The organism is Vreelandella sp. ssv (assembly GCF_059448525.1).
This window is the reverse complement of the sequence record NZ_CM182545.1, coordinates 2,668,778-2,695,062: the sequence shown is the minus strand read 5'-3', so window position 1 is coordinate 2,695,062 and position 26,285 is coordinate 2,668,778. Positions and strand designations below refer to the sequence as shown.

General features: G+C 53.0%; 23 protein-coding genes. 13 read left to right on the top strand and 10 right to left on the bottom strand.

Going from position 1 to position 26,285, the window contains the following annotated elements; translation table 11 throughout:
* Nucleotides 1–10: 10 nt before the first annotated feature.
* The gene (locus tag AC5TBW_RS12275) at nt 11–1,051 is read left to right on the top strand and encodes a patatin-like phospholipase family protein (protein WP_495508836.1); all 1,041 of its coding nucleotides are present in this window, start codon (nt 11–13) and stop codon (nt 1,049–1,051) included.
* 3 nt (nt 1,052–1,054) lie between these two features.
* Here the strand turns inward: AC5TBW_RS12275 and AC5TBW_RS12270 are convergent, their stop codons facing one another.
* Nucleotides 1,055–1,624 (bottom strand): Smr/MutS family protein, encoded by a 570-nt coding sequence (locus tag AC5TBW_RS12270; protein ID WP_495508835.1) that lies wholly within the window; start codon nt 1,622–1,624, stop codon nt 1,055–1,057.
* Nucleotides 1,625–1,801: 177 nt separating this feature from the next.
* Here AC5TBW_RS12270 and prmB point away from each other — a divergent pair, with 177 nt between their 5' ends.
* From prmB to phaC, 5 genes are all read left to right on the top strand, one after another.
* Complete coding sequence (gene prmB, locus AC5TBW_RS12265; protein ID WP_495508834.1) at nt 1,802–2,761, top strand: 50S ribosomal protein L3 N(5)-glutamine methyltransferase; 960 nt, start codon at nt 1,802–1,804, stop codon at nt 2,759–2,761.
* A gap of 13 nt (nt 2,762–2,774) precedes the next feature.
* Nucleotides 2,775–3,866, top strand: coding sequence for a chorismate synthase (gene aroC, locus AC5TBW_RS12260; RefSeq protein WP_495508833.1), 1,092 nt, complete (start codon nt 2,775–2,777; stop codon nt 3,864–3,866).
* Nucleotides 3,867–3,957: 91 nt separating this feature from the next.
* Entirely contained in the window at nt 3,958–4,365 is a 408-nt protein-coding gene (locus tag AC5TBW_RS12255; protein ID WP_495508832.1) for a hypothetical protein, read from the top strand.
* A 238-nt stretch (nt 4,366–4,603) separates the two neighbouring features.
* On the top strand, nt 4,604–5,014 hold the full coding sequence (locus AC5TBW_RS12250; protein ID WP_495508831.1) for a phasin family protein: 411 nt from the start codon (nt 4,604–4,606) through the stop codon (nt 5,012–5,014).
* A gap of 139 nt (nt 5,015–5,153) precedes the next feature.
* Nucleotides 5,154–7,049 carry a class I poly(R)-hydroxyalkanoic acid synthase gene (gene phaC / locus AC5TBW_RS12245; protein WP_495508830.1) on the top strand — a complete coding sequence of 632 codons (1,896 nt, stop codon included), beginning with the start codon at nt 5,154–5,156 and terminating at the stop codon, nt 7,047–7,049.
* 178 nt (nt 7,050–7,227) lie between these two features.
* On the opposite strand, the gene ahpF is transcribed toward phaC, so the two are convergent.
* Together ahpF and ahpC are read right to left on the bottom strand one after the other, a co-directional pair.
* The gene (ahpF, locus tag AC5TBW_RS12240) at nt 7,228–8,784 is read right to left on the bottom strand and encodes an alkyl hydroperoxide reductase subunit F (protein WP_495508829.1); all 1,557 of its coding nucleotides are present in this window, start codon (nt 8,782–8,784) and stop codon (nt 7,228–7,230) included.
* 186 nt (nt 8,785–8,970) lie between these two features.
* Nucleotides 8,971–9,534 (bottom strand): alkyl hydroperoxide reductase subunit C, encoded by a 564-nt coding sequence (ahpC, locus tag AC5TBW_RS12235; RefSeq protein WP_495508828.1) that lies wholly within the window; start codon nt 9,532–9,534, stop codon nt 8,971–8,973.
* A gap of 397 nt (nt 9,535–9,931) precedes the next feature.
* Between ahpC and AC5TBW_RS12230 the strand changes: the two genes are divergently transcribed.
* From AC5TBW_RS12230 to AC5TBW_RS12215, 4 genes are all read left to right on the top strand, one after another.
* Nucleotides 9,932–11,035, top strand: a complete 1,104-nt coding sequence (locus AC5TBW_RS12230; protein ID WP_495508827.1) for a polyamine ABC transporter substrate-binding protein — start codon at nt 9,932–9,934, stop codon at nt 11,033–11,035.
* Between the two features lie 100 nt (nt 11,036–11,135).
* Complete coding sequence (gene potA, locus AC5TBW_RS12225; protein WP_495508826.1) at nt 11,136–12,317, top strand: polyamine ABC transporter ATP-binding protein; 1,182 nt, start codon at nt 11,136–11,138, stop codon at nt 12,315–12,317.
* 47 nt (nt 12,318–12,364) lie between these two features.
* Nucleotides 12,365–13,273: an ABC transporter permease subunit gene (locus AC5TBW_RS12220; protein WP_495508825.1), complete on the top strand. Its 909-nt coding sequence runs from the start codon at nt 12,365–12,367 to the stop codon at nt 13,271–13,273.
* On the top strand, nt 13,273–14,100 hold the full coding sequence (locus tag AC5TBW_RS12215) for an ABC transporter permease subunit (RefSeq protein ID WP_495508824.1): 828 nt from the start codon (nt 13,273–13,275) through the stop codon (nt 14,098–14,100). The genes AC5TBW_RS12220 and AC5TBW_RS12215 overlap by 1 nt, the downstream gene beginning before the upstream one ends.
* A 21-nt stretch (nt 14,101–14,121) precedes the next feature.
* On the opposite strand, the gene AC5TBW_RS12210 is transcribed toward AC5TBW_RS12215, so the two are convergent.
* On the bottom strand, nt 14,122–14,331 hold the full coding sequence (locus AC5TBW_RS12210) for a zinc ribbon domain-containing protein (protein WP_495508823.1): 210 nt from the start codon (nt 14,329–14,331) through the stop codon (nt 14,122–14,124).
* Between the two features lie 144 nt (nt 14,332–14,475).
* On the opposite strand from AC5TBW_RS12210, the gene AC5TBW_RS12205 reads away from it, so the two are divergent.
* The gene (locus AC5TBW_RS12205; RefSeq protein ID WP_495508822.1) at nt 14,476–14,904 is read left to right on the top strand and encodes a DUF3617 domain-containing protein; all 429 of its coding nucleotides are present in this window, start codon (nt 14,476–14,478) and stop codon (nt 14,902–14,904) included.
* A gap of 139 nt (nt 14,905–15,043) precedes the next feature.
* Here AC5TBW_RS12205 and AC5TBW_RS12200 read toward each other — a convergent pair whose 3' ends face one another.
* Together AC5TBW_RS12200 and AC5TBW_RS12195 are read right to left on the bottom strand one after the other, a co-directional pair.
* Nucleotides 15,044–18,184, bottom strand: coding sequence for an efflux RND transporter permease subunit (locus AC5TBW_RS12200; protein WP_495508821.1), 3,141 nt, complete (start codon nt 18,182–18,184; stop codon nt 15,044–15,046).
* Complete coding sequence (locus AC5TBW_RS12195) at nt 18,184–19,266, bottom strand: efflux RND transporter periplasmic adaptor subunit (RefSeq protein ID WP_495508820.1); 1,083 nt, start codon at nt 19,264–19,266, stop codon at nt 18,184–18,186. Before AC5TBW_RS12195 ends, AC5TBW_RS12200 begins: the two co-directional genes overlap by 1 nt.
* Nucleotides 19,267–19,414: 148 nt before the next feature.
* On the opposite strand from AC5TBW_RS12195, the gene AC5TBW_RS12190 reads away from it, so the two are divergent.
* Entirely contained in the window at nt 19,415–20,599 is a 1,185-nt protein-coding gene (locus AC5TBW_RS12190) for a BaiN/RdsA family NAD(P)/FAD-dependent oxidoreductase (protein WP_495508819.1), read from the top strand.
* Between the two features lie 34 nt (nt 20,600–20,633).
* On the opposite strand, the gene AC5TBW_RS12185 is transcribed toward AC5TBW_RS12190, so the two are convergent.
* The 4 genes from AC5TBW_RS12185 to AC5TBW_RS12170 form a co-directional block, all read right to left on the bottom strand.
* A complete protein-coding gene (locus AC5TBW_RS12185; protein ID WP_495508818.1) occupies nt 20,634–20,945 on the bottom strand; it encodes a YqjK family protein in 312 nt (103 codons plus the stop codon).
* Complete coding sequence (locus AC5TBW_RS12180) at nt 20,920–21,324, bottom strand: phage holin family protein (protein WP_495508817.1); 405 nt, start codon at nt 21,322–21,324, stop codon at nt 20,920–20,922. The genes AC5TBW_RS12185 and AC5TBW_RS12180 overlap by 26 nt, the downstream gene beginning before the upstream one ends.
* A complete protein-coding gene (locus tag AC5TBW_RS12175) occupies nt 21,324–21,656 on the bottom strand; it encodes an ElaB/YgaM/YqjD family protein (RefSeq protein ID WP_495508816.1) in 333 nt (110 codons plus the stop codon). The genes AC5TBW_RS12180 and AC5TBW_RS12175 overlap by 1 nt, the downstream gene beginning before the upstream one ends.
* Before the next feature lie 77 nt (nt 21,657–21,733).
* On the bottom strand, nt 21,734–22,765 hold the full coding sequence (locus AC5TBW_RS12170) for a phospholipase A (protein WP_495511963.1): 1,032 nt from the start codon (nt 22,763–22,765) through the stop codon (nt 21,734–21,736).
* A 205-nt stretch (nt 22,766–22,970) separates the two neighbouring features.
* Between AC5TBW_RS12170 and mscK the strand changes: the two genes are divergently transcribed.
* Nucleotides 22,971–26,282, top strand: a complete 3,312-nt coding sequence (mscK, locus tag AC5TBW_RS12165; RefSeq protein ID WP_495508815.1) for a mechanosensitive channel MscK — start codon at nt 22,971–22,973, stop codon at nt 26,280–26,282.
* Nucleotides 26,283–26,285 lie beyond the last annotated feature (3 nt).

Genomic DNA, 26,285 nt, shown 5'->3' with positions numbered 1-26,285 from the left:
GGACAGTTACATGAATGAATTGGCTCACGTGAGCGGTGGGAATAAAGTTGCCCTGGTGCTGGGGAGTGGTGGTGCGCGTGGCTACGCACACATTGGTGTTATTGAAGCGCTCGAAGCGAGAGGGTTCGAGATTATTGCGGTGTCAGGGTGCTCCATGGGTGCGCTGATCGGTGGTATCTATGCGGCGGGCAAGCTGCCTGAATACCGAGACTGGGTGTGCCAGCTCGATTATCTGGATGTACTCAAACTGGTCGACGTGACCTGGAGTCCAATGGGCGCGATGCGGGCCAGTAAAGTAATGAGCAAGCTGGAAGCGTTGGTGGGGGATATCTTGATTGAGGACCTCGCAATTCCATTGACAACGGTGGCGACTGACCTCGTTCGCCAGCGGGAAGTTTGGTTTCAGAATGGCCCTTTACTCCAGGCGATCCGCGCCTCAATTGCCGTGCCGGGGGTGATCACGCCGGTGCATCTGGGTGATCAGGTGTTAGTGGACGGTGGGCTACTGAACCCATTGCCAATCATGCCTGTAGTGGCGGCGCATCAGGCGGACTTCGTGGTGGCGGTTAACGTGACTGCTCATAGTCCCTTACCGGTCACCTTGGAAGAGTTACTGCCTAAGGAGTCGGAAACGGCCGATAGTCGCAGTGCTCAAGAGCGTGAGCGCGACCAAGACATGGGTAATTGGTTTGGTGATGTACGTAGCGCTACCCGCAAGCTGTGGTCAGGGTTTGGTACAAATGGCGATGGTACAAATGGAGAGGGGGCAAACGGAGAGGGCGATGAGCTACAGGAAACCCCTGAGGCGCGTGGCAAGCGCGAGTGGAGTAAGCTCGATATGATTTTAGAGTCATTCGATATTACTCAGGCGGCCCTTGCCAAATATAAAGTGGCCGGCTATCCGCCAGATGTGTTGATCGAAATACCTAAAACGGTCTGCAGTACCTATGAATTCCACCGGGGTAGAGACTTGATTCGATTGGGTAGGCACTTGGCTGACGAAGCGCTTGAGCGACGCATGCCGAGCATCGCTTCCGACGCTACCGAGTAACGGCTACTGACCCCGCTTGCGCAGTAGGATATACACCGCCCCAGTGCCGCCATCGATATCGATCGCTGAGCAGAAGGCCAGTACACCTGGCCACTCACGCAGCCAGGTGTTGGTATGGCTTTTGAGTACAGGAAAATCTGACGTAGACCCCCACGCCTTACCATGGACTACCAATACACAGCGCAAACCCTGACCAGATGCATCGCGCAGAAAGCTTTCCAGCTCCGCACGTGCCTCTTCCAGCGTATAGCCATGCATATCCAGCCCCGCTTGCCACGCCGTTTGACCACGTTTTAGTTGGCTAAAAGTACGCCATGGTAAATCCGGCACACAAAACTCTAAATATTCAGAGGGGCGCACGGCCTCCACCCTACCATCTGAAGTGCGTCCGCTGGACTGAGGCGTATTGCTCTCGACCGCCGCATGACGTCTAGCCTCATGGGCCTTACCATCAATTTTAGGTTTGCCTGGGTCGGCCTGGTTGGTAGCGATACGACGCACGCCCGCGGCCTTTAAAGCATCGCGGAAGGCACTAATATCGTCATCATTGGGCAGGTGGCGGTGTCGCGTCATATCAGGCTCGGGTGGTCGAGAAAAGTGGCCGAAAAGAGTAGAGCAGCTAAAGAAGCACAGTATAGCGGGCTCAGCGTTGCTGTGAACCGGGCGGCGTGAAAGGTACAATCTTTTTATTCGTCATATGGCTCAGGCACTATTGCCTGCAGTCGTGATTATCGTTAACCAGGAGCCGCTGTGACCACGCATCTTAACGTTGAGCATTCTCACTCAACCCTTTCCCTGTCGGAGTCGTTGCTGGTGAGCCAGCTCTTTACGCTGCGCGACTACCTGCGCTGGGTCTCCAGCGAGTTTTATCTGGCGGGCCTGCACTATGGCCATGGCACTGACTCTGCTTGGGATGAGGCGGTGGCACTCTGCTTAGGCGCGCTGCACTTGCCGTGGAATATTGATCCCAGCGTGCTAGAAGCGCGGCTGCTGCCCGTTGAACGCCAGCGGATTATTGCCCTGGCGCGGGAGCGGGTCACTACTCGCCGCCCATTGCCTTACCTGCTCGGCGAAAGCTTCTTTGCCGGTCACCCGTTTAGCGTTGATGAGCGCGTGCTGATTCCGCGCTCGCCGATTGCCGAGCTGATTGAAGATGGCTTTGCCGCCTGGTTTCCTGAAGAGCCGCCTGCCAGCGTGCTGGATTTATGCACCGGTTCCGGTTGTATCGGCATTGCGACGGCGCTCTATTTACCGACCTGTGAAGTGGCGCTTGCCGATATCAGTCAGGATGCCTTGGCCGTCGCGCGTCAGAATATTACCCGCCATGATGTGGGCGACCGGGTACGCGCCGTCGAGTCGGACGTATTCAGCGGTTTAGAAGGCCGACGCTTTGATTTGATCGTTTCTAACCCGCCCTATGTCGACGCCCGTGATCTTGCCACCATGCCCGCTGAATTTCGCCATGAGCCATCGTTAGCGCTGGGCGCTGGCAGCGATGGCTTGGATATAGTGCGGCGCATTTTGCGCGAGGCGCGGGAACACTTAACGGAAGAGGGCTGGCTGATTGTCGAAGTCGGCAACTCCGATCGCCATGTGGAAGCGGCGTTTCCCGACGTTCCCTTTCTATGGCTTGAATTCGAGCGTGGCGGCCAGGGTGTATTTGCCTTGAGCGCCGCTGAACTCGACGCCCATGCGGCGTCTTTCCAGTGAGGAATTAATCGCCATGTCTGGCAATACGTTTGGCAAACTATTTACCGTCACTACCTTCGGTGAGAGCCACGGCCCTGCGCTCGGCGCTATCATTGATGGCTGCCCTCCGGGGCTACCGTTAAGCGAAGCAGATTTGCAGCACGATCTGGATCGCCGTCGGCCGGGCAGTTCACGGCATACCACTCAGCGCAAAGAGCCTGATCAGGTGCGCATTCTTTCCGGGGTATTTGAAGGCAAAACCACCGGTACCTCAATCGGGCTGTTAATCGAGAACACCGACCAGCGCTCTAACGATTATTCAAAAATCAAAGAACAGTTCCGGCCCGCCCATGCGGATTACACTTACCATCATAAGTATGGTCACCGAGACTACCGCGGTGGTGGGCGCTCCAGCGCCCGTGAAACCGCTATGCGGGTGGCTGCCGGGGCGATTGCCAAGAAGTATTTGGCCGCCCAGGGGGTGCAGATTCGCGGCTATATGAGCCAGCTCGGCCCCATCAAGATTGATTTCAAACAGTGGGAGGCGGTGGGTCAAAATGCGTTTTTCTGCCCAGACCCAGAGCGCGTAGCCGAGCTGGAAGCCTACATGGATCAGCTGCGTCGCGATCAGGACTCGGTAGGTGCTGAGATCACCGTGATTGCCGAAGGCGTGCCGGTAGGGCTGGGCGAACCCGTGTTTGACCGCCTGGATGCTGATCTAGCGCATGGTTTGATGAGTATCAATGCGGTAAAAGGTGTTGAGATAGGCGCAGGTTTTGGCTGTGTATCCCAGCGGGGCAGTGAACACCGTGACGAGATGACGCCTGAGGGCTTTCTCTCCAATCATGCCGGTGGCGTGCTCGGTGGTATTTCCAGCGGCCAGCCCATTGTTGCTCGCTTAGCGCTAAAACCGACGTCCAGTATCACCACACCGGGTCGCTCCATTGATGTTCATGGTCAGCCCGTCGAAGTGATTACCAAAGGGCGTCACGACCCTTGTGTAGGGATTCGTGCAACGCCCATTGCCGAAGCCATGATGGCGATTACGCTGTTGGATCACTGGCTTCGTCAGCGTGGTCAAAATGGTGACGTTAGCGTTGACACGCCCCGTTTAACTCAGCGCTAACCCAATACGGTGATGTTGGCAGTTCGCTGCTACACTCAAATAAAACAAATGCATGAGAAACAGTCATGAAACAACAGTGCAGGAGCCGCCTATGAAGATTAACGTTGAGTTTGATCTTACCCCGGATGAGTTTCGCCAATCACTGGGGCTGCCTGATGTCGAAGTTTTCCAGAAAAATCTGCTGGAGAATATTCAACGGCAGATGGAGTCTGGGGCAGAAGGTTACGACCCTATGAGCCTAATGCGGCCTTTCCTGCAGCAACCGATGATGCAACAGGGGCTTTCCCAGGGGCTTGCTAATTTCGGTACTTACCAACAAATGATGCTCGATATGCTGCGGCAAGCGGGCAGTGCCAGCGCTTCTTCGACTCACAGTAATAGTGATGAAAAGGGAGGTGATACTACCTCTAAAAGTCATCAAGAAAGTGCTACTGCCAGTAAAGCAAAGTCAACGGCATCGTCACGCTCCCGCTCTGCAACCAAACGCAGCGGTACATAGAGCGGTACATAGATTGAAGCAAGCAGTTAACGCGCATTAACTTAACAGGCGTTTTCATACCTGTTGAGGTAGGGCAGAGTAATATGGCAAAGCGTTTCAAGCTTGCACGGTGTTGCTGAGGGCGACGCTGTTGTTGCAATGCAGCATGCCAAAGATTACTCTTTTTGCAGTGCGGCAAAGCTACACACGATGAGTCACTCCAAGGCTCATGCCAAGGAACGAAACAGGAGCAGACACTATGCAAGACAATATGATGGACGCCTTCAACGCCCAAACTAAGCAGATGTTTGAGCCCATGCGCAAAATTAATTCGCTGATGCTCAATAACATGGAAAAAATGACCCAGTATCAGCTGGAAGCCATGAAGCGCTACAGCCAGATGGGAACCGAGCGCATTCGTAGCGCCACTGAAATTCAAGATGCAGAAAGTCTGCGTGATTTTGGCACGAAGCAAGCCGAAATGATGACCGAGCTTTCTCAGCAGATGCAGGAAGACGCTCGTGTAATGAGCGAAATGAGCCTGCAGTTTAAATCCGAAATGGAAAAGATGTTCAGTGAAGCCGGGCAGCAAATGTCTGAACAAGCTAAGGCGGCTACTAAAGGTGAGCAGCCTGCCAAAGCATCTAGCCAATCCTCGCGTAAAAGCTGATTGGTCATATCATCGCGGCGCCTACGGGCGCCGCGATGCATTTATAAGCTTGTCATCGAATACGGGTCATTAATCAATTTGACCACAGCAATAGCCAAAGCGGTCGGTGCGCCCGAAGATAGGCGTAGGGAGATTAAGTATGCAGTCAGCATGGCACAATCTGTTTCAGTCCATATCTGAAGGGGTCTCAGGTGGGCTGTCTCAAGGGCTTCCTGAAGGGTTATCATCCGATGAGGTTGAAGCCTGGAATCAACAGCTTAAAGAGATTGGTGAACAGTACCAAGGGTTGATGCAGGATATGCTTTCCCGAATAGCGCCCAGCGAAGCCGCCGACTCGATTTACAGTGATATGCGTGAAAGCTTTGAAGCCGGTGCGCAATCACTAATGCAAAACCCGACCCTACTGTGGGAAACACAGACGCGTTTGCTGCAAGATCAGTGGTTACTGTGGCAGCAAGCAATGCGTGGCATGGCTGGCGAACAAGTTACTCCGCTGATTACGCCGGCTAAAGGTGACCGCCGTTTTAAAGACGAAGCATGGACTCAAGATCCGCATTATATGGCCATTATGCAGCAGTACTTACTGTTCTCGCAGATGGTGGAGGAGTTGATTGAAAGCTTAAGTGGATTAGACACTAACCAGCAGCGGAACTTGATGTTTTATGCGCGTCAATTGGTTAACGCGATGGCGCCGACTAATTTTATGTCCACCAACCCTGAGGTTATGCGCCGCACCATTGAAACGCGCGGCCAGAACCTGGTCGATGGTTTAGCATGCTTACGCGAAGATTTAGGTAATTCCGCGGAAGGTATTAACGTTCGCATGACTGATCGCGGCGCCTTTGGCGTTGGCGAAAACATCGCCGTGACCCCCGGCTCGGTAGTGTATGAAAATGAATTGATTCAGTTGATTCAGTACACCCCGACAACGGAAAAGACGTTTAAAACACCATTGCTTGTGGTGCCGCCGTGGATCAATAAGTACTACATTCTTGATCTGCGTGAAGATAACTCAATGATCAAGTGGCTGGTGAACCAAGGTCATACGGTTTTCTTGATCTCATGGCGTAACCCTGGCCCAGAGCAGCGCGATATTACCTGGGCTGATTATATGCAGATGGGCCCAATTAGCGCGATAGAGGCCATTGAGCAGGCCTGTGGTGAGAAGTCAGTCAATCTCCTCAGTTACTGTGTAGGCGGTACGTTAACAGCCTCCACCGTGGCGTACCTCACCAGCACGCGGCGTGGGCGCAAAGTAAAGTCAGTGACCTACATGGCCACGCTGCAGGATTTTCGTGATCCTGGCGACATCGGTGTATTTCTTAACGAGCGAGCGGTTGAGGGTATTGAGCAAACGCTAGAAGCGAAAGGCTACCTTGATGGACGCTCAATGGCCTATACCTTTAACTTGCTGCGTGAGAACGATCTGTTTTGGTCGTTTTACATTAATAACTACTTGAAAGGTGAAACCCCCGCTGCCTTTGATCTGCTTTACTGGAATACCGACGGCACCAATTTGACGGCAGGTACCCATGCTTGGTACTTACGCCATATGTACTTAGGGAACCGCTTGGTTGAACCAGATGGCATTGAGCTGGATGGCGTGAAAATTGATCTGCGCAAGGTGTCGACACCTAGCTATTTTGTCTCGACGAAAGAAGACCATATCGCTAAATGGAACAGCACCTACTATGGGGCGTTGCTACCCAAGGGGCCGGTTACCTTTGTGCTAGGCGGCTCGGGTCATATTGCCGGTATCGTCAATCCGCCCCACAAGAACAAGTACGGCTACTGGACTAACGACGCACTGCCGGAAACCCACGAAGAGTGGCTGGAAAATGCAACGGCTCATGAAGGCTCTTGGTGGCCACACTGGCAGGCGTGGATGACCGAAAATGGCTATGCCGATAGCGAAAAAATGGTGCCCGTACGCCAACCTGGAGATGGTGAGCTCAAGGTGCTTGAACCTGCGCCAGGGCGCTATGTAAAAACGACAATTCCTGAAGTGCTAGGGGAAATCCCAACTAAGAGGTGATTACTTAGCTGGGTTCAATGGCTTAGCAGGTGCCCAAAACCTCAAAAAAAAGCCCGCTGAAATCAGCGGGCTAGACGTCACGGTCTTTTACGTCAAAAGGATCGATTCTGCCAAGTCGTTAACTACAGACTCTTTAATCGCTAATTTCTTAACTACTAGTCCCTTCACTACTCAATCATTAATTGCGAATTAAGTAGTCGAAGGCGCCCAGTGATGCCTTGGCACCTTCGCCCATGGCAATGATGATCTGCTTGTAGGGCACAGTCGTAACGTCCCCTGCGGCGAATACGCCGGGTACCGAGGTCATACCGTGAGCATCCACGATGATCTCACCGCGGGGCGTCATTTCAATCGGTGAGCCTTTCAACCACTCGGTGTTAGGCACCAGACCAATCTGAACAAAAATACCTTCCAGTGCGATGGATTTGCTCTCATCGGTGGTGCGGTCTTTATAGTTCAAGCCATTGACACGGCTGCCATCACCCGTCACTTCGGTCGTTTGTGCGTTGAGAATGATATCGACGTTAGGCAGGCTCTTGAGCTTTTTCTGCAACACCGCGTCGGCGCGCATTTCGCCCATAAATTCCACCAGCGTGACATGGCTTACAATACCCGCCAAATCAATGGCCGCTTCAACGCCCGAATTACCACCACCAATGACCGCTACACGCTTACCTTTGAACAGCGGGCCATCGCAGTGGGGGCAGTAAGCAACGCCTTTATTACGGTACTGCTGCTCACCAGGTACGTTCATTTCACGCCAACGGGCGCCGGTCGCCAGAACCAGGGTTTTACTCTTAAGCTTAGCGCCAGACTCAAAGGCCACTTCGTGCAAGCCACCTTCGGCTTCAGCAGCTTTGAATGAGGTAGCGAGCTGCAGGTTCATCACATCGACTTCGTAATCTTTTACGTGCTCTTCAAGCGCGCTAACCAGCTTTGGCCCTTCGGTATGGGAAACGGAAATAAAGTTTTCAATTCCCATGGTATCCGCCACTTGGCCACCGAAGCGCTCAGCGGCGACGCCAGTATTGATACCTTTGCGCGCTGAATAAATCGCTGCTGCGGCGCCCGCCGGGCCGCCGCCGATGACCAGTGTATCGAAAGCCGCTTTTTCACTTAGTTTTTTAGCATCGCGTTCGGCGGCACCGGTATCAACCTTGGCCAGAATCTGTTCAAGCGTCATGCGGCCCTGGTCGAACGGCTTCCCATTCAAATAGACGCTCGGCACCGACATGATTTCGCGAGATTCGACTTCATCCTGAAATAGCGCACCGTCAATAGCGACGTGGCGCACATTCGGGTTGAAGATAGCCATCAAGTTGAGTGCCTGAACCACGTCCGGACAGTTCTGACACGACAACGAGTAATAGGTCTCGAAAAGCATCTCGCCATCTAATGCTCTGATTTGGTCAAGCAATGCGTCAGACGTCTTAGGAGGATGACCACCAACGTGCAGCAGGGCGAGTACCAATGAGGTGAACTCGTGGCCCATAGGAATGCCTGCGAACACCACGCCAGTTTCTTCACCGGGACGGTTGATAGCAAATGAGGGCTTGCGCGCATCCTGGCCGTCGCTATGTAGGGTAATGTTGTCGCTCAGGCTGCTGATGTCCTCAAGCAGGCCGAGAAGTTCCTGTGACTTGGCACCGTCATCGAGGGAGGCAATGATCTCGAACGGTTGAGTCACTTTTTCCAGATACGCTTTTAACTGGGTTTTTAAATTGGCGTCCAGCATGACAGTAGCTTCCTCGCAGGTAACAGACGTATTGAACACACGTGTGTGACGGTGCTAATCATTAACTCTTTTAAAAAACAATTTTATAACAGTTTTAAAACAGAACGCCCGGGGAAACCCGGGCGTTGAACCTGCACGCGCTTGCGCTACACACCTAGAAGCAAGGGCGTGAAACCTTTAAGCGGTTTAGATTTTGCCGACAAGATCCAGAGACGGAGCGAGTGTCGCTTCGCCTTCTTTCCATTTCGCCGGACAAACTTCGTTCGGGTTGGCACGCACGTACTGAGCCGCCTTTACTTTACGCAGCAGTTCTTCAGCGTTACGGCCAATATTGCCGGCATTGATTTCCACAATCTGGATTTTGCCATCGGGGTCGACAACAAAGGTGCCGCGCTCAGCAAGACCAGCTTCTTCGATCAAAACTTCGAAGTTGCGTGAAATGCGTAACGTCGGATCAGCAATCATCGGGTACTGCAGTTTGCCGATGGTGTCAGAGCTGTCGTGCCATGCTTTGTGAGTAAAGTGGGTGTCGGTTGAAACGCTATAGATTTCAACACCCAGCTTTTTGAATTCAGCATAGTTATCGGCAAGGTCACCAAGCTCTGTCGGGCAAACAAAGGTGAAATCTGCAGGATAGAAGAAAAAGATGGACCACTGGCCCTGCATGTCCGCTTCAGTAACGTCGACAAACTCGCCGTTCAAGTAGGCAGTCGCTTTAAACGGCTTAACTTCGGTGTTAATTAAGGACATTCAGATAATCTCCAGGATTGTTGAATGAAAAATTAGAAAGTGGTGTTGATACTAAGGGCTAACGACTAAAGGCTAAAATTAAGAATAAACATGTCATCAATAGGTTTTCTCTATTGGCACATGGGCCTTTGTCATTGCGCTGGCTAATAAATGGGGCCAATAGTGCAGAATACAAGAATTTTTCACATTGGCTTGCGGTAGGCTCCACTGCACCGCAAAATTCGCATGGTTAGTATTATGGCCTACGCTATGGTTAGCCGTGGCGACGGTAGGCTATTGGCGAGCGTCCCAGGTCATACGTTGGCCGATATGGTGACATATTAAGGTAGGGCTGGCGCCGTTACTGGCGTGCAGCAAAAAATGTGGCTAAACAGTTTAGACATCAGGAGCAGTGACAATGGGGAACATCCACAAACTTTCCGCGGCCGTTGCGGCCATCTCATTCGCCGCAGCGGCAAGTACTGCCCACGCCGAAGAGGTGCGGGTGTTTAATTGGTCAGATTATATTGCCCCAGAAACGCTTGAAAAATTTACCGAGCGTACCGGCATTGAAGTGACCTACGACGTTTATGATAGCAATGAAATTCTTGATGCCGCACTGCTTGCCGGCCGCTCTGGTTATGATGTGGTCGTACCCTCAACGTACTATTTTACTCGCCAATTAAAAGCTGGCGTTTTTCAGCCGCTGAATCATGAGCTAATACCCAATTTAGAAAACCTTAACCCCGAGCTGATGGCCAACCTGGAAACCATTGACGCCGGTAGCGAATACTCGGTTCCTTACATGTGGGGCACCAATGGTATCGGTTATAACGTGGAGCGCGTCAAAGAGATTTTAGGAGATGATGCCCCAGTCGATAGCTGGGCGTTGCTGTTTGATCCTGAAATAACCTCGGCGTTGAGCGAAGCTGGCTGTGGTTTGTCGATGCTGGACTCAGCAGATGAAATGCTATCGCCCGCCATGGCCTATTTAGGCTTAGACCCGCTAAGCGAAAATATTGACGACATTGAAGCTGCTGGCGAGCTGATTGCCGGGGTTCGCGACAATATGACCTATTTCCACTCGTCGCGTTATGTCTCCGATTTAGCTAATGGTGATATCTGCGTTGCGGCTGGTTACTCAGGTGATATTTTCCAAGCGGCCGACCGGGCAGAAGAAGCCGGGCGTGATTTCTCGATTGCTTATAGCATTCCAAAAGAAGGCGCAGCCCTGTGGTTCGACATGATGGCGGTACCCGCTGATGCGCCAAACACTGAAAATGCCCACGCCTTTATTAACTTTATTCTTGATCCGGAAATTGCCGCTGAGATTACCGAGTACGTGCGTTATGCCAACCCTAACGCGGCGGCCAATGAATATCTCTCTGAGGAGATCATCAATGACCCGGCTATTTATCCAGAAACCGAGGTCATGCAAAACCTGTACGTGCAGGCTGAAAAGCCTCAAGATGTGCTGCGAGCCCGTACACGTATTTGGAATCGCGTGAAATCAGGTCGTTAATCCGATATCTATCCGACAGCGAGCCGGAGACACTTCTCTCCGGCTCGCTTTTCGTCTTTTCTTGTGCCCGAATTACCGGGCCTTTTGATGGGAGTGGCGAATGGTCACTACGCCCCTGTCGAACGAGCCTTCATCTGCTTCGCCAACCAACCCTTCAGCGTCACGTCCTCAGGGCAAAACCCCGCGGTTTGCTGAGGATGTCGTGCTGGAAGTTAAACGCTTAAGTAAGCGGTTTGACGATGCGCTGGCAGTAGATGATGTCAACTTGCAGGTTAAACGCGGCGAAATTTTCGCGTTATTAGGTGGTTCTGGTTCGGGTAAATCAACCCTGCTGCGTATGTTGGCGGGGTTTGAAACGCCCACCGAGGGTCGTATTTTATTGGACGGTGTCAACATCACCGCCATACCACCGCATAAGCGTCCTATTAATATGATGTTTCAGTCATATGCACTGTTTCCGCATATGACGGTGGCGCAGAACATTGCTTTTGGCTTAAAGCAGGACAAGCTTTCCAAAGCCGATATCGATGCGCGCGTTGCACAAATGCTGAAGCTGGTGCATATGGAGCGCTTTGCCAAGCGTAAACCACATCAGCTCTCTGGCGGCCAACGCCAGCGTGTGGCGCTGGCGCGTTCGTTGGCCAAACGGCCAAAGCTGCTGCTGCTTGACGAACCCATGGGCGCACTGGATAAAAAGTTGCGCACCGAAATGCAGCTAGAAGTGGTCGAGATCATCGAGCAGGTCGGCGTTACCTGCATTATGGTGACCCACGATCAGGAAGAGGCCATGACAATGGCTGACCGCGTGGCGATCATGGCCGATGGCTGGATCGAGCAGATAGGTTCGCCTATTGATATTTATGAGAGCCCGGTGAGTCGCATGGTGGCGGAATTCGTCGGCACGGTGAACCTGTTTGAAGGGGAGATTATTGAAGACGCTGCTGACCACTGTCGCATCGTTGCCCCTGCGCTTGAACGACCTATTTACATTGACCATGGTATTACTACCCAGGCAATGGATCGTCGAGTGTGGGTCGCGCTCCGCCCTGAGAAGATTTGGTTAACCCGAGAAAAGCCCACGACGGAATACAACTGGGCGGAAGGCAAGGTAGATGATATTGCCTACTTAGGAGGATTCTCGCTGTATTACGTGCGCACGCAGTCTGGCCAGATGATCAAGGTCAGTATGGCCAATACAGAGCGTCGCGGTGATCGGCCTACCTGGGAAGACAGCGTGTATGTCTACTGGGAAGATCACAGCACGATTGTTTTGAACCGCTAACGTCTTGCGATAGTGGCGCATTCCTTACCGCGAGGAGACTGCCTTTAATGAAGCTATCTCGTTCTTCAGCACTGCTCAAACGCCTGCAGTTAGGGCGGCGGGCGGTGATCGCGTTTCCGCTTGTTTGGTTAACGCTGTTTTTTTTATTGCCCTTTGCGCTAGTACTCAAAATCAGCTTGTCCGAGGCCGCGATTGCCATTCCACCTTATGGCCCGCTGCTTGATTATGCTGACCAGACGCTGCATGTATTTCTCAATTTAGGCAATTATCTCTACCTACTGACGGATTCGCTCTATATCGCTGCCTACTGGGGCTCGGTGAAAACCGCATTTATAGCGACGCTGGTCTGTTTGCTGATGGGTTACCCGATGGCGTATGCCATGGCGCGGGCTCCCGCACGCTGGCAACTGCTGCTGTTGCTGCTGGTCATGTTGCCCTCCTGGACCTCGTTTTTGATTCGTGTCTATGCCTGGATGGGAATACTCAGTAACAGCGGGTTAATCAATAACCTACTGATAGGGTTAGGTCTTATAGATTCTCCGCTGCGGATGATGAATACCCAGTTTGCGGTCACCATTGGTATCGTTTACGCCTACTTGCCGTTTATGGTGTTGCCGCTGTATGCCCATCTAACTCGCCTTGATAACGCGTTGTTGGAGGCTGCTTCAGATTTGGGTTCGCGCAAACTCAACACCTTTATAAAAGTCACTCTGCCGCTATCTATGGGCGGTATCGTGGCGGGGTCGATGCTGGTATTTATCCCAGCGGTAGGGGAGTTTGTGATTCCTGAATTGCTGGGTGGCCCCGATACGCTAATGATCGGCAAGGTGCTGTGGGAAGAGTTTTTCCTCAACCGCGACTGGCCCGTAGCGTCAGCGCTGGCCATGGTGATGCTGCTGCTATTACTGGTGCCGATTGTCTGGTTTCATCGTTACCAGTCCAAGGAGCTTGAATAATGAGCATGCGGAGGACTAACTTCTCAACGGTCATGCTGGTGCTTGGCCTGCTGTTTCTGTATATCCCCATGTTTGTGCTGGTGGTGTATTCATTTAACGCTTCAAAGTTGGTCACGGTGTGGGCAGGCTTTTCCACCCACTGGTACGGCGAGCTATTTCGGGACCAGCAGATTTTGTCTGCGGTGTGGACCAGTCTGAGAATCGCCTTTTTTGCTGCCAGCATGGCGGTTTGTTTAGGCACTGTGGCAGCCTTCGTGATGACTCGGTACGGCCATTTTCGTGGCAAAACAGCGCTCTCCAGTATGGTAACGGCGCCATTGGTAATGCCAGAGGTGATCACTGGGCTATCGCTACTGCTGCTATTCGTTCAAATGGCGCAGATTACTGGCTGGCCAGCTGATCGGGGGATGGCGACTATATGGATTGCCCACACCACGTTCTGTAGCGCCTACGTGGCGGTAGTGGTCGCCGCTCGCTTGCGTGAAGTGGATCACTCCATTGAAGAGGCTGCCATGGATTTAGGCTCACCTCCGGTGAAAACCTTTTTTTCCATTACGCTGCCGATTATCACTCCCGCGCTGGCAGCCGGTTGGCTTCTGGCGTTTACGCTCTCTCTTGATGACTTAGTGATTGCCAGTTTTGTTTCGGGCCCCGGTGCGAATACGCTGCCCATGGTGGTGTTTTCATCGGTGCGTATGGGGGTGTCGCCGAAGATTAATGCGCTGGCCACGTTGATTATATTGATCGTATCCCTGGCAACCCTGTTGGCTTGGTTTTTTATGCGCCGTAGCGAAACCAAACGGAAGGCGGCGTTACAAGACGTCTAATAAAGCTATATAACGTCAACGTTATAGAACGTCGTCGTCGCGCCCAGCCACGACACTATCGAGTTCGCCTGTCATCGGTGACACGATAATTTGAAGTTGGATGGGTGCGCAGCACTGGTGGCAATCTTCCCAAGTGTCATGGCTGCCCTGTGACGTATCAATCAAGAAGGTCAAGGGAGAGTCACAGTAAGGGCAGTGGAAGTCATAATTGACCAGAGCGTCATCATGCATTATTGGCTACCTTCTAAAGCGGGTGCATGTAATCAGGGGTTTCTAAGAGACTGAGTGTAGCAGTGTGTCCCTCAGGTAGGGCATCGTTGGATTGAATCAGGTAGGATATTGGCAGGTTCCTAAAGCAACGCAGTGAGAGTAGCGATGATGTTACGTAACATGGCAGTAGCGGCCCTAGTGGCTTTTCCGATGGTCGCGTTGGCTGAAACCCCCAATGTGACCGCTGGTGAATGGGAGTTTGTTAGCAAAACGAGCGTCAGCGGCGAGATGGAAATTCCGGATCAAACGGAAACCGAGCGTCAGTGTATTACTCAGGAAGAGCTTGAGGGCGCTGAATTCGGCTTCATCGAAGAAGAAGAGGGCTGTGAACTGCTCGATCAGGATTTGAATGCGGATGGTCTAAGCTACAGCATGGTGTGCCGTGCTGAAGGTGGCGAAGCGACCATTGATGGGGAAATGCATTTTATGGGCGAACATATTGAAGGCAGCGTCGATATCCTGACTCAGTCACCCATGGGTGAACTGAGCATGAACACGGTTATTGAAGGTGAGTACATCGGCGAGTGTGAGTAAACGCCCACTGCTTAGTTCAGGGTGCCGATTGGCACCCTTTTTTATTAAGGGTTTAACTGCTGGAAGTGAAACGACGATGCAATCTCAAGCCTGTGGCAACATTCAAGCACGAGATCGCTCCGCTGCGTTCGCAATAACATCATTCAGCTTTGCCTGATCCCCCTCCCGGCGCGTTAGCAATTTCCTCCTCCAACTGCCGTTTAACGGCACCCGGTGAACCCGTGTGGCGTGCGAGTAGGTCGTAAGCGACAGGCACGACAAACAGTGTAAACAGTGTGGCTGAACCGACGCCTGCCATAATCACGGTGCCGATAACCAAGCGCGACTCTGCGCCAGGGCCGGTTGAAATGATCAGCGGGATGGCGCCAGCCATGGTCGTCACTGCGGTCATTAGGATCGGCCTTAAGCGGGTGACCGAAGCTTCAATCAATGCTGCCCGGAACGCTTGGCCTTCATCACGCAGTTGGTTGGCAAACTCGACGATCAGAATGCCGTTTTTGGCGGCCAGGCCAATCAGCAGTACCAAACCCACCTGACTGTATATATTCAGTGATTGGCCGCTCAATAATAGCGCAAGCAAAGCACCGCTCATTGCTAAAGGCACGGTCAGCATGATCACAAAGGGGTGAATCAAACTTTCAAACTGTGCTGCTAACACTAAGAAGACCACTAACGCGCCTAGTATCAGTAGGAAAGCGGTGGCGCCGCTGGCTTGCTGGAAGTCGCGGGATGCCCCAGCGACATTGGTTTGAGCCTCTTCAGGTAACAGCTCAGCAGCGCTCTCCTCTAGATATTCCAGCGCCTCACCGAGCGGGTAACCATCCGCCAGATTGGCTTCGATGGTTATGGCCCGTATGCGATCAAAGCGGTTCAAGGTGCTGGCGCCAGCAAAGTCGGAAAGGGTAACGAGGCTCGCCAAGGGGATCAATTCGCCAGTGCGGGCCGAGCGCACTTGAATGTTATCCAGCGCTCGTGGGCTATTCTGGCTACTGCGATCACCTTCTAAGATCACGTCGTACTCTTCACCGTCATCCACATAACGTGTGACATTGCGGCCACCTAACAGCACTTCCAGAGTTCTGCCAATCTCCGTGACGGTTACACCTAATGAAGCGGCCCGCTCGTAATCGATTTCTACCCGTAGCTGAGGTTGGGTCTCGTTATAGTTACTTTCCAGCGCCATCAAGCGTGGATTGTTCTCACGGACATGATCCATTAGCCTGTCGCGCCAAAGCGCTAACTCTTCGTAAGTGCCGCCGCCCAGTACGAATTGAACCGGTTTTTCAGTACGCTGGCCAAAACCCTGGCGCATCACCGGGAAAGCTTGTACACCCGGCAGTGTTCGTAGAGTTTGGCGCACCTCCGCCATAATCTCCCAGGCGCTGCGACGGCTGCCCCAGTCAGCCATGTTGACGATGATAAAACCACTGTTAAAGTTCTCGATATTGCCATAGCCTCGTGGTGCGCGAACCACGACACGCTCTAGCTCTCCACTCTCGACCAGCGGTGTCATACGTGCCTCGATTTCATCCATGTAGTCCATCATGTAATCGAAGGTAGCGCCTTCAGGGCCATTCACCAATACGATAAAGTTGCCGCGATCCTCCTGTGGGGTGTATTCGTTCGGCAGCGCTGTGGCTAGCCAAGCGGTGGCCGCTATCAGCAGAACAAACATGGTCACTACTAGCCAGCGCATTTTGAGCATCCACTCTAGCGCCGTTTGATAGCGGCGTTGTGTGCCGCTTAGCAACCACTGCACGGCTCTGCCAATGCGGCTATTGTGCATGCCTGGCTTCAGAATTTTAGATGCCATCATCGGTGTGAGCGTCAGTGCCAGCAGGGTAGAGACCACGACGGCGGCGGCCATGGTAAGTGCAAACTCTGAAAACAGCCGGCCAATATCACCTTGCAACATACTCAGTGGCACAAATACGGCAACCAAAACAAGGGTGGTGGCGATGACCGCGAAAGCAATTTGGCGGGTGCCGCGAAAGGCGGCTACTAAGGGTGTTTCGCCGTAGTCATGCATGCGTCGGTTAATGTTCTCAAGCACCACTATTGCATCATCGACGATCAAGCCAATCGCCAGCACCAGCGCTAACAGCGTTAACAGGTTGATCGAGAAGTTCATGACGGCCAGGGCAGTAAACGCACCGATCACGGCAATGGGGACAGTGACCGCTGGTACTAACGTGGTACGTAAATTACCCAGAAACATAAAGATCACGACGACGACAAGCCCCATGGCGATAAACAGTGTCATCACCACCTGCTCAATGGCCCCTGAAACGAACAGCGAGGCGTCGTAGTTCAGGCTCAGTGACATGCCTTCTGGCAGCGTACCTTGCAGGCGTTCAAGCTCAACCTGTACCGCTTCAGAAAGCTCTATCACGTTGGCCGTGGACTGCATGATCATGCCAAGCCCCACCATGGGGACGCCGTTAGAACGGAAGACCGAACGATCCTCTACGGCGCCCACTTCAACCCGAGCGACGTCTGCAAGACGCACCAAATAGCCGTTTTCTTGCTGGTTCTGTGAAGAGGTAAGGGCGAGACGCTGAAAATCCTCGGCGCTGGCAAAGCTGCGCGGAAGCCGGACAATAAATTGGCGATCTTCAGATTCAATTGAACCTGCGGGTAGTTCCACATTCTCAGCACGTAGCGAATTTTCTATATCGCTCACGGTGAGCCCGCGCGCGGCAAGGGCATTGCGGTCTAGCCAGACGCGCATGGCATAATCGCTGCCGCCGCCGACACGCACCCGGGCCACACCTGGCTGAACGGAAAGGCTATCGACCAGAAAACGGTTAGCATAGTCGGTTAGCTCTGTGATTGAGTAGTCTTCGCCGGAAAGGCTTAACCACACCACAATCTCTTCGCTGCTATCGGCTTTGGTGACCTCTGGGTTGTCAGCATCGTCGGGCAGGTTGCGCAGCGCGCCGGAAATCCGATCGCGAATATCGTTGGCGGCGGCATTAATATCCATATCGATGTTAAATTCTATTTCAATCTGAGAGCGCCCATCCTCGCTTCGGGAGGTGATTAGCTCAATCCCTTCAACGCCAGCAATGCGGTCTTCCAGCACTTGGGTGATGCGTGTTTCGACCACATTTGCCGAAGCGCCAGGGTAGCGAGTATCAATGGTGACTACCGGCGGGTCGATGGTGGGGTACTCTTGCAGCGGCAGACGATTCAACGCCAGTAATCCAAAGGCGATAATCAGCGCCGCAATCACCATGGCGAGTACCGGGCGCTGAACGGAGATATCCGATAGACGCATTAGCGGTCGGCCTCCAACAGCGCTCTGATATCGGTCTCGTCATCGGCAATGCCGATTACCCTCGCTTCCTGACCATCTCGGGCAAGCTGTAAACCATGCACAACGATTAAATCGCCAGCGGCTAAGCCCTCAAGAACTTCCACCTCGCCATTGCGCCGTTCACCGATCGCCAGTTCGCGCCGTGCCAAGCGTGTTGTGCCGTCACGCTGTTCGATAAGCATCGCATAATGACGGTCACCGCTAGGCTCAATAGCGGCTTCAGGGATCACGATGGTGTCGCGGACGCGCTGCTGAACGATAACCTCCATCAACATGCCTGGGCGCAACCGACCGTCAGCGTTATCGAGTTCAGCGCGGACATTTACGCTGCGAGTGACCGGGTCAACGCGAGTGCCAATGGTGGCGATATCACCACTAAAGATGTCATCAGGAAAGGCGGCAGTGGTGGCATTCAACATTAACCCGGGTGAAAGCCGACCTAGAAATACCTCAGGCACGCTGAAGTCTAATTTCATCACATCGAGCTTATCGAGGGTCACCAAATCCATTCCTGGGGTGACCAGAGCGCCAACGCTGATGTCACGAAAACCAACGCGGCCACTGAAGGGCGCTTTTATCTGGTAATTCGCTAGCTGGGCTTCAATGGCTTGAATGTCAGCATCAGCCTGACGCAAACGAGATTGGCTATCTTCAACATCGGCCCTGGCAGCTAAATTGCGCTGTTGGAGCTGCGCAGCGCGGCCTGATGCATTCCGGCGCTCTTCACGAAGCGCCTGGGATGCTCTAAGCAGCGCCTGCTCCTCAGCATCTTCCAGACGAATTAGCAGTCGCCCCTCTTCGACCTGCTCACCGTCCTGGAAATTGATCTCGGACACAATTTCCGTAACGGTGGCCGATAGCGTCACGCTCTCTTCGGCACTGAGTGTGCCAAGGGCTTCCAAAGGGTCTGACCATGTGGTCATGACCGCCCGTGTACCGATGACAGAAGGGGCAGTTTGAGCATTCGTCACATTTGATAACAGCAGCGCGATGGGAATTAGCGCGATGCGTATGAGCAATCGTCTATGAGAGGGCAAATGCATAGTGTTCTCAGCATGGTAATATTTATACAATTATTGTATAGGGTAATTTATCAATGTAATAATTTTTAAGGATCTGTCCCTGTTAGAATGCCTTCCTTTTTATTGCGGAAGTCATCTCCCATGAGCCTACTTTTACGAGCAGTTTATTATGGTCTATGACGTCGTGATCATCGGTGCTGGCGCCGCGGGCCTGATGTGCGCGGCGCAAGCGGGCTACTCCGGCAAGCGAGTTCTGGTGCTCGACCATGCTAATAAAGCGGGTAAGAAAATTTTGATGTCCGGCGGTGGCCGATGCAACTTTACCAATCTTGGTACGACGCCACAGCACTTTTACTCTGCCAACCCTTACTTTTGTATTTCAGCGCTTAAGCGTTATCGCCCGGAGCACTTTGTAGAGCTTGTAGAGCGGCATGGCGTTGAACATGTTGAGAAAACGCCGGGTCAGCTATTCTGTGCAACCTCGGCCAAAGAGATTGTCCGCACGCTACTGACCGAGTGTGAGTGGGCGGGGGCTGAAATCAGGCTTAGCACCCAAATTACCCGCGTGGAGCAGCAGGGCAGTGCCATGCGGCTAACGACCTCGATGGGTAAAATAGATGCAGGGATAGTGGTAGTGGCGAGCGGCGGGCTTTCCATTCCGAGCATGGGCGCGACGGGATTTGGCTACGATATCGCGCGTCAGTTTGGTCTTGAGGTGTTTGATACTCGCCCCGGTCTGGTGCCGTTTACCTTAAGCGATACCTGGAAAACGCGCGCAGCAGAGCTCTCTGGTTTGAGCGTGCCGGTAGCCGTTAGTGCTGGCAGTCGCCGCTTTGTGGATCCCATGCTATTTACTCACCGTGGTTTGTCAGGCCCAGCGATGCTGCAGATATCCAGCGTTTGGCAGCCGGGGGAGAGCATGACGATTGACTTGCTGCCCGGTGAAAAAGTGGCGGAGACATTGCGCCAGGCGCGGGAAGAGACGCCCAAGCGCCAGCTTTCAACTTGGCTTGGCGAGCGCTTTCCGAAGCGTTTGGCGCAAGTGTTGCTTGAATGGTATTCCGATGATGACCCGGCTCGGCCACTGGCCCAGTATGCGAATACAGCCCTGGATGAGTGGGCGGAAAGACTTAACGCCTGGCAACTGAAACCGGCTGGAACGGAAGGGTGGCGGACTGCCGAGGTAACCATGGGCGGTGTTAATACCGACGCGATTTCCTCCAAAACCTTTGAAGTAAAAGAGTTGCCGCAGTTACGCTTTATCGGTGAGGTATTGGATGTAACGGGGGAGCTTGGCGGGTATAACTTTCAATGGGCGTGGGCGAGTGGGGTGGCCTGCGGTCAATCTTGCTAGGCAGCCCCACTGTCCCAAGGCAAGAGCAACAAGCTTAAGTAGCCACTTTGGCTAAGAGTTTAAGCTTCTTAAATAGCATATAACCCGCCAGCGCTTTTCTACCTGCCGCCATGGCGCCACCGGGGTGTCGCATCATTTTAAATGCGGCAAAGCCGCCGACGGCGTAAAGCGGTAGTTTGAAACTTTGCCAGTTTTTATCAAGGGGGGAAGCGGCTTGCTGTAAATATTCGCTATCCACCAAAATATCCACTCGCTGCTGCTCAAGTTCAGCTAATAGCAACGCCTTTCGCTCAGCGCGACTTAAGGGTTTGGGCAATGATTTAGCGGTGTCTGCGGACGATTTCATCACTTGGCTCCTCAAGCAGGGCTCGATCTGCGGCAAGCTGTTTGAGTGTTTCTTTTAGAAGAGAGTGCTGTTTTGATTGTCGAACAGCAATAAGCGCTAACAGCACACTCGCACCGATTAGTACGCCAGCACTGACCGCAATGGCGGTTAAGCGGTAGGTGTCCCAAAAAAGAACCACTACCAGGGCCGTCAATGTTGCTATACCTAGCAGAAGTAGCAGTAAACTTGCGCCCGCCAAGAGGAATAGAACTAATATCCGTGAGCGCTCTTCTTCTAACTCAAACACCGCCAAACGCAGGCGGGTTTCGCTATTAGCTATCAGCGATTTCAGCAAGCGTTTGGCGGCAGAGAAGACGCGTTGGGTTGGACCCAGAGCCATTAGCGACGACCGAGCAGCATACCCACAACCATACCTGCTGCGGCACCAATACCAATGCTCGTCCAGGGATTTTCATGAACGTAGCGGTCACATGCATCAGCTTGCTGAGTCAGTGAGTCACGAGTTTCGTCATAAATGCGCTCACCACGGGCTTCAAGCCGAGCACGGGTATCTTTCAAACGACGTTCGGCACGAGTACGTAGGTCGTTCATTTCTCCACTGGCATCTTTAGCGGTCGCGTTGACTAGCTCTTCAACAGTTTCGCTCAAATGGCGCAGGTCATCTTTAAGTTGATCGGCTTGAGTAGAGTAAGTTTGCTGACGTTTGGCCATGAAGTCTTCCTTTGACGAATGAATAATAGGACTACTACTAGCATAGCAGCCACACCATAACAGACAAGCTAATACACCTATCGGTTCAGCCCTGTAGCACTAAATAAGGGATTTAAACTAAACCCTAGGCTGAGACGGTGCACGCGATGATCATAATCGATCATGCTTTCACCGTACCCATAATAGTACTGTACATGTGCACGCAAGCTGTTGAAAGCTGGCCAACTGTAATCTATCTGAGTGCCAATATTGCCAGCGCTTGGGTTGCCGCGTAACTGACCGCTCACTTCATGGTTGTTATTGAGTCGTTTTGCTAGACGAATGTCGCCATAGCCCATGTAGCGTTCGATATCCGGGTTGTCATCATCCTCTTCCGACTCAGGAATGCGCCAGTGCGGTGCCAAGGTGAATGCCCAGTCGCCGCGCTGAAAGGTGCTTTCAAGATAAACACGGTTCCAACTGCGTGAAAGAGGTGAAGAGCGGCCATTGGATTGGTGGTTAATGGACACTCGGTTGCGCGTGTTTACCCAGCCAAGCGCTTGCCAGGCGTTGTCAAAGTCAATAAACACTTCGGGTTCGTAGTTGGTTTCCCGAAAGGGTGACGAGGCGTCAGTGTTATATGCCTGCCACCAGCTGCGCTGAGTATAACCAAAGTAGACGTCACCGTAGTTACCGAACACCTGCTCAGCCAGATTAACTTTGGCGCTGAACTGGAATTTCAGCTCAACGTCATCCACTTTGCTATCGGCAGAGATATTGCGGAAGCTTTCACGGTTCTGGTTTGTGTTAAAGCTGACTGGAAAAAGGTAATTGGTGCGGTGGGTGGTGATTGAAAACGGATTCCGGCTTGATTCCTGCTCAAGCTCACGTCGCTCGCTTAAATCTTCCCTTGCCACTTCTTCAGGCAGCTGTTCAGGCGGTAAGCCTTGTGCGGCGTCTTCGGGATTTTCTACCTGCTGTAACTGTTGATGCAGGTCATACAGCTCAGCGTTGAGGGCACGGATACGCGCCTCAATCTCTTGTTGTGACTCGGCGACGGCATTCGCACTAAATGTAGCAAGGCTCAGCAGAACAATAAGTTTCGTTAACGGCAGTTTTCGGGTGACCATCAAGGTGACTCGCAAAAGGAATGGATAGGCAAATGCCATGGCTGTTTCTATCACGCCGCCTGCGGAAGTCAACACCTCTGATTGCGCTGGCTATCAGAACGTCTGACAATAACCTTATTATCCGTGTCTGCGGAGCTATCGATGTCAACGAGGCATATGAAACGTGGTGAGATGCGCCTGTAAGTGGATCGTAACGTGTTTATTCTTGCTGCTGGTGATTAGCAGTACCGCAAATAATCTAGCCCACGCCGCGCTCCAGGCCAACATGCTTGAACGCGTGCCAGAACAGGATGAGCTGGCAACAAGGCTTGCCCAGCTGGAAGCGCTTGAGGGTGCCTTGACCGCTCAGCAGACCAGCGATAAGGAGGCCTTAGAGTCAGCGCTTGAAGCTTATGAGCGGCTAGCCTCCGTGGAAGAGCGACTTGCGGCGCTGGATACACGCGTTGAACAAGCCCCGGAACTACTAGCAGAACTGCAGCGTGAGTTGAGCGAAGCTGAAGAAGCCTCGCAACAGCTTTCCGTTGCCGACTTGAGCGATCGCCCTCTCGATGAGCTGGAAACACTGCAAACGGAGGCAGTGGTCGAGCTTCAACAGTTGCAAAGTCAGCTGGCAGAAGTGAACTCTCAGCTGCTGGCTGCGCAAACACTCCCTGAACGCGCCCAACAATCCATCGCTGAAACTCTCCAGCGCGCGGAGAGTTTACGCCGACAACACGATGAGCGCGAGGCTTTGCTAGCGGATCGTCAACTTTCTGCACTTAGCGATGCACGGCTTATCCAATTACGCCTTGAGCGCGCCCTTGCCGATCGTGAAGTGAGCTTTTATCAGCGCGAGTTAAGTGCCAACAGCCGACTGCGTGAGTTAGCCCAGGAGAGACGCGATGTGCTGATGCTGCAGATTGATTACCAAGAGCAGCAGCTTAATATGTTGCAAGGAGTGATAGACCGCCAGCGCCGATTGGCCTCTGAGCAAGCGATTGCCGATGCCGCCAGGGATAACCCTTTGATTGCCGCAGGGCATCCAGTGGTGGTGCAAGCCCAACAAACCAATCAAACATTAAGTCTCGAACTGCTGCGGGCAACAGATCGCGCTAATAGCGTTGTACGCGAGAATATCGAAGCCCAGCGACAGCTGGAAAATGTACGTCAGCTGCAGCGCAGCCTCAATGAGCAGATTGACGCTATCCGCGGTAGTCAACTGCTGTCGCGAATTCTACGCGAACAGCGCCAATCCCTTCCCCCGTTAGCCACACGTCGGGATTTGCAGGATGAAATTGCCGACCTGCGTTTGAAGCAATTTGATTTGGTTCGCCAGCGTGACCAGCTACGCCAAAGTGACCAGTTTGCCACGCAGCGCTTGGCAGAGGCGGGCATTGAGGCAACGCCAGGGTTAGTCGATTCACTCTCTCGTCTTTATCAGTCCCGTCGTGAGCTAGTCGAGCAACTGGAGCAGTCCTATGGAAGTTTGTTGAGTGCGGCAATTGAACTACAGCTTAATCAACAGCAGCTATTAACGACGTCTAGCGAGCTGCGCGAAACCATTGATGAACAGCTATTCTGGGTCGCTAACAGTCGCCCGTTGGACTTTAACTGGCTGCGTCAATTGCCCCGTAATTTACTTTTAGAGTGGCAAGAGGGAGAGTGGCGCGCCATTTTACCCACCCGTTGGCAGGGGCTCTCTTGGGAGGTTCTTAAAGGAGCGCCGATAGTGTTGTTGGGCTTGGTATTGATGGGCCTGCGTCGAACAATCAAGACTCATCTGGCCACTCTGCACTCACAGATTGGCCGCTTGAAAAGCGATACGCAGTTGCATACTCCTAAAGCAGTACTGATGAATGCGCTGCTGGCGCTTTCAGGCCCACTAGCGTTAGCGGGTGTTGGTGTTGGGCTATTAGGCGCGGTAGGGCCGCTGGCAAACAGCGTTGCCCCGGCGCTGCTTCAGCTTGCATTGAGCTGGGCAGTGGTTGCGTGGGGGCGCAGGCTGTTGGTTGCTGATGGTGTGGCGGAACGCCATTTTACCTGGTCACCACAATACACGGCTCGATTACGCCAACTTCTCGGGGGGTTAGGGGTTGCTTTGGTACCCGTCATTGCCATTGCGGCGATGTCGGGCGAGATGGAAACTCCGTTGGCTCTGCGCCCCGTCGCTCTAGCGTTACTCTCGTTAGGTTTGATTGCGATGAGCTGGTGGCTGGCGCAGTTAATACTGGCGCATATCCCCATTTTTGGCGTTCATTTGTTTCGCTTGTTCTTAGGGCTGGCGATGGCGTCGGTGCCGCTGATTCTGCTGGGATTGGTGGTTTGGGGTTACGAATACACTGCGCTGCGATTGGTGGGGCGCTTCGCCATTACCCTTTATCTGCTGGGGCTGTGGGTTGTGGTGGAAGCCACGTTGGTGAGAAGCCTCGCTGTTGCCGCGCGGCGGCTTGCCTATCGTCGAGCACTGGCGCGACGGCGAGCTCAGGTCCAAGAAGGTGCCGAAGGGGGGCTGGAAGTCGTAGAAGAGCCTCCGCTGGATATGGCGCAAATCAATAGCCAGTCGCTACGGCTTTCCAAACTAATTGTATTGATTGGCTTTAGTGCGCTGCTTTATCTGGTCTGGGCGGACTTGCTTTCAGTGCTTGGCTATTTGGACAACGTGTCACTATGGGAGGCGCAAGAGGGGGATCTGGTTGATAACGCGCTATCGATATCGGATATCTTTGCTGCCCTACTGATTGTCGCTATTACCTTTATCATGGCGGGCAACTTACCTGGCTTGTTAGAAGTGATGGTGTTATCCAGGCTGTCATTAAAACAGGGTAGCGCCTATGCCATTAGCTCGCTGCTCTCCTATGCCATTGTGGGCACGGGGATTGTTATGGGGTTATCGACCCTTGGCGTTTCCTGGGACAAACTGCAGTGGCTGGTGGCCGCCCTGAGTGTGGGGCTAGGGTTTGGATTGCAGGAGATCTTTGCCAACTTTATCTCCGGTTTGATCATTCTATTTGAGCGGCCGATTCGTATTGGCGACACGATCACGATTGGCAATTTGCACGGTACCGTCAGCCGTATCCGCATCCGCGCGACGACCGTGACCGATTTTGATCGTAAAGAGATTATTATCCCCAATAAAACCTTTGTAACCGACCAGCTGATCAACTGGTCGTTGTCGGATAATATCACCCGTGTCGTGCTGACTTACGGCGTGGCACACGGCTCGGACATGCCGAAGGTGCATCAACTGCTGCGCAAAGCCGCAGAGGAAAACCCTCGCGTGCTAACGGACCCTGAACCACAGGTTTTCTGTTTAAGCTACGGGCAACATAGCCTCAATTTTGAGCTGCGTATTTTTGTCAACGACCTTCTCGATCGGCTGTTTGCGGCTGATGAAATTAACTGCCGGGTAGATGCACTGTTTCGTGAAGCGGGTGTGCGAGTGGCCTTTGAGCAGATGGACGTATGGCTACATCCCGAGAAGGGCGAGGCTATAAAAGTGCAGTCCGCTGCTCAGCTCACCCCCCCTTCGTTGACTTGACCC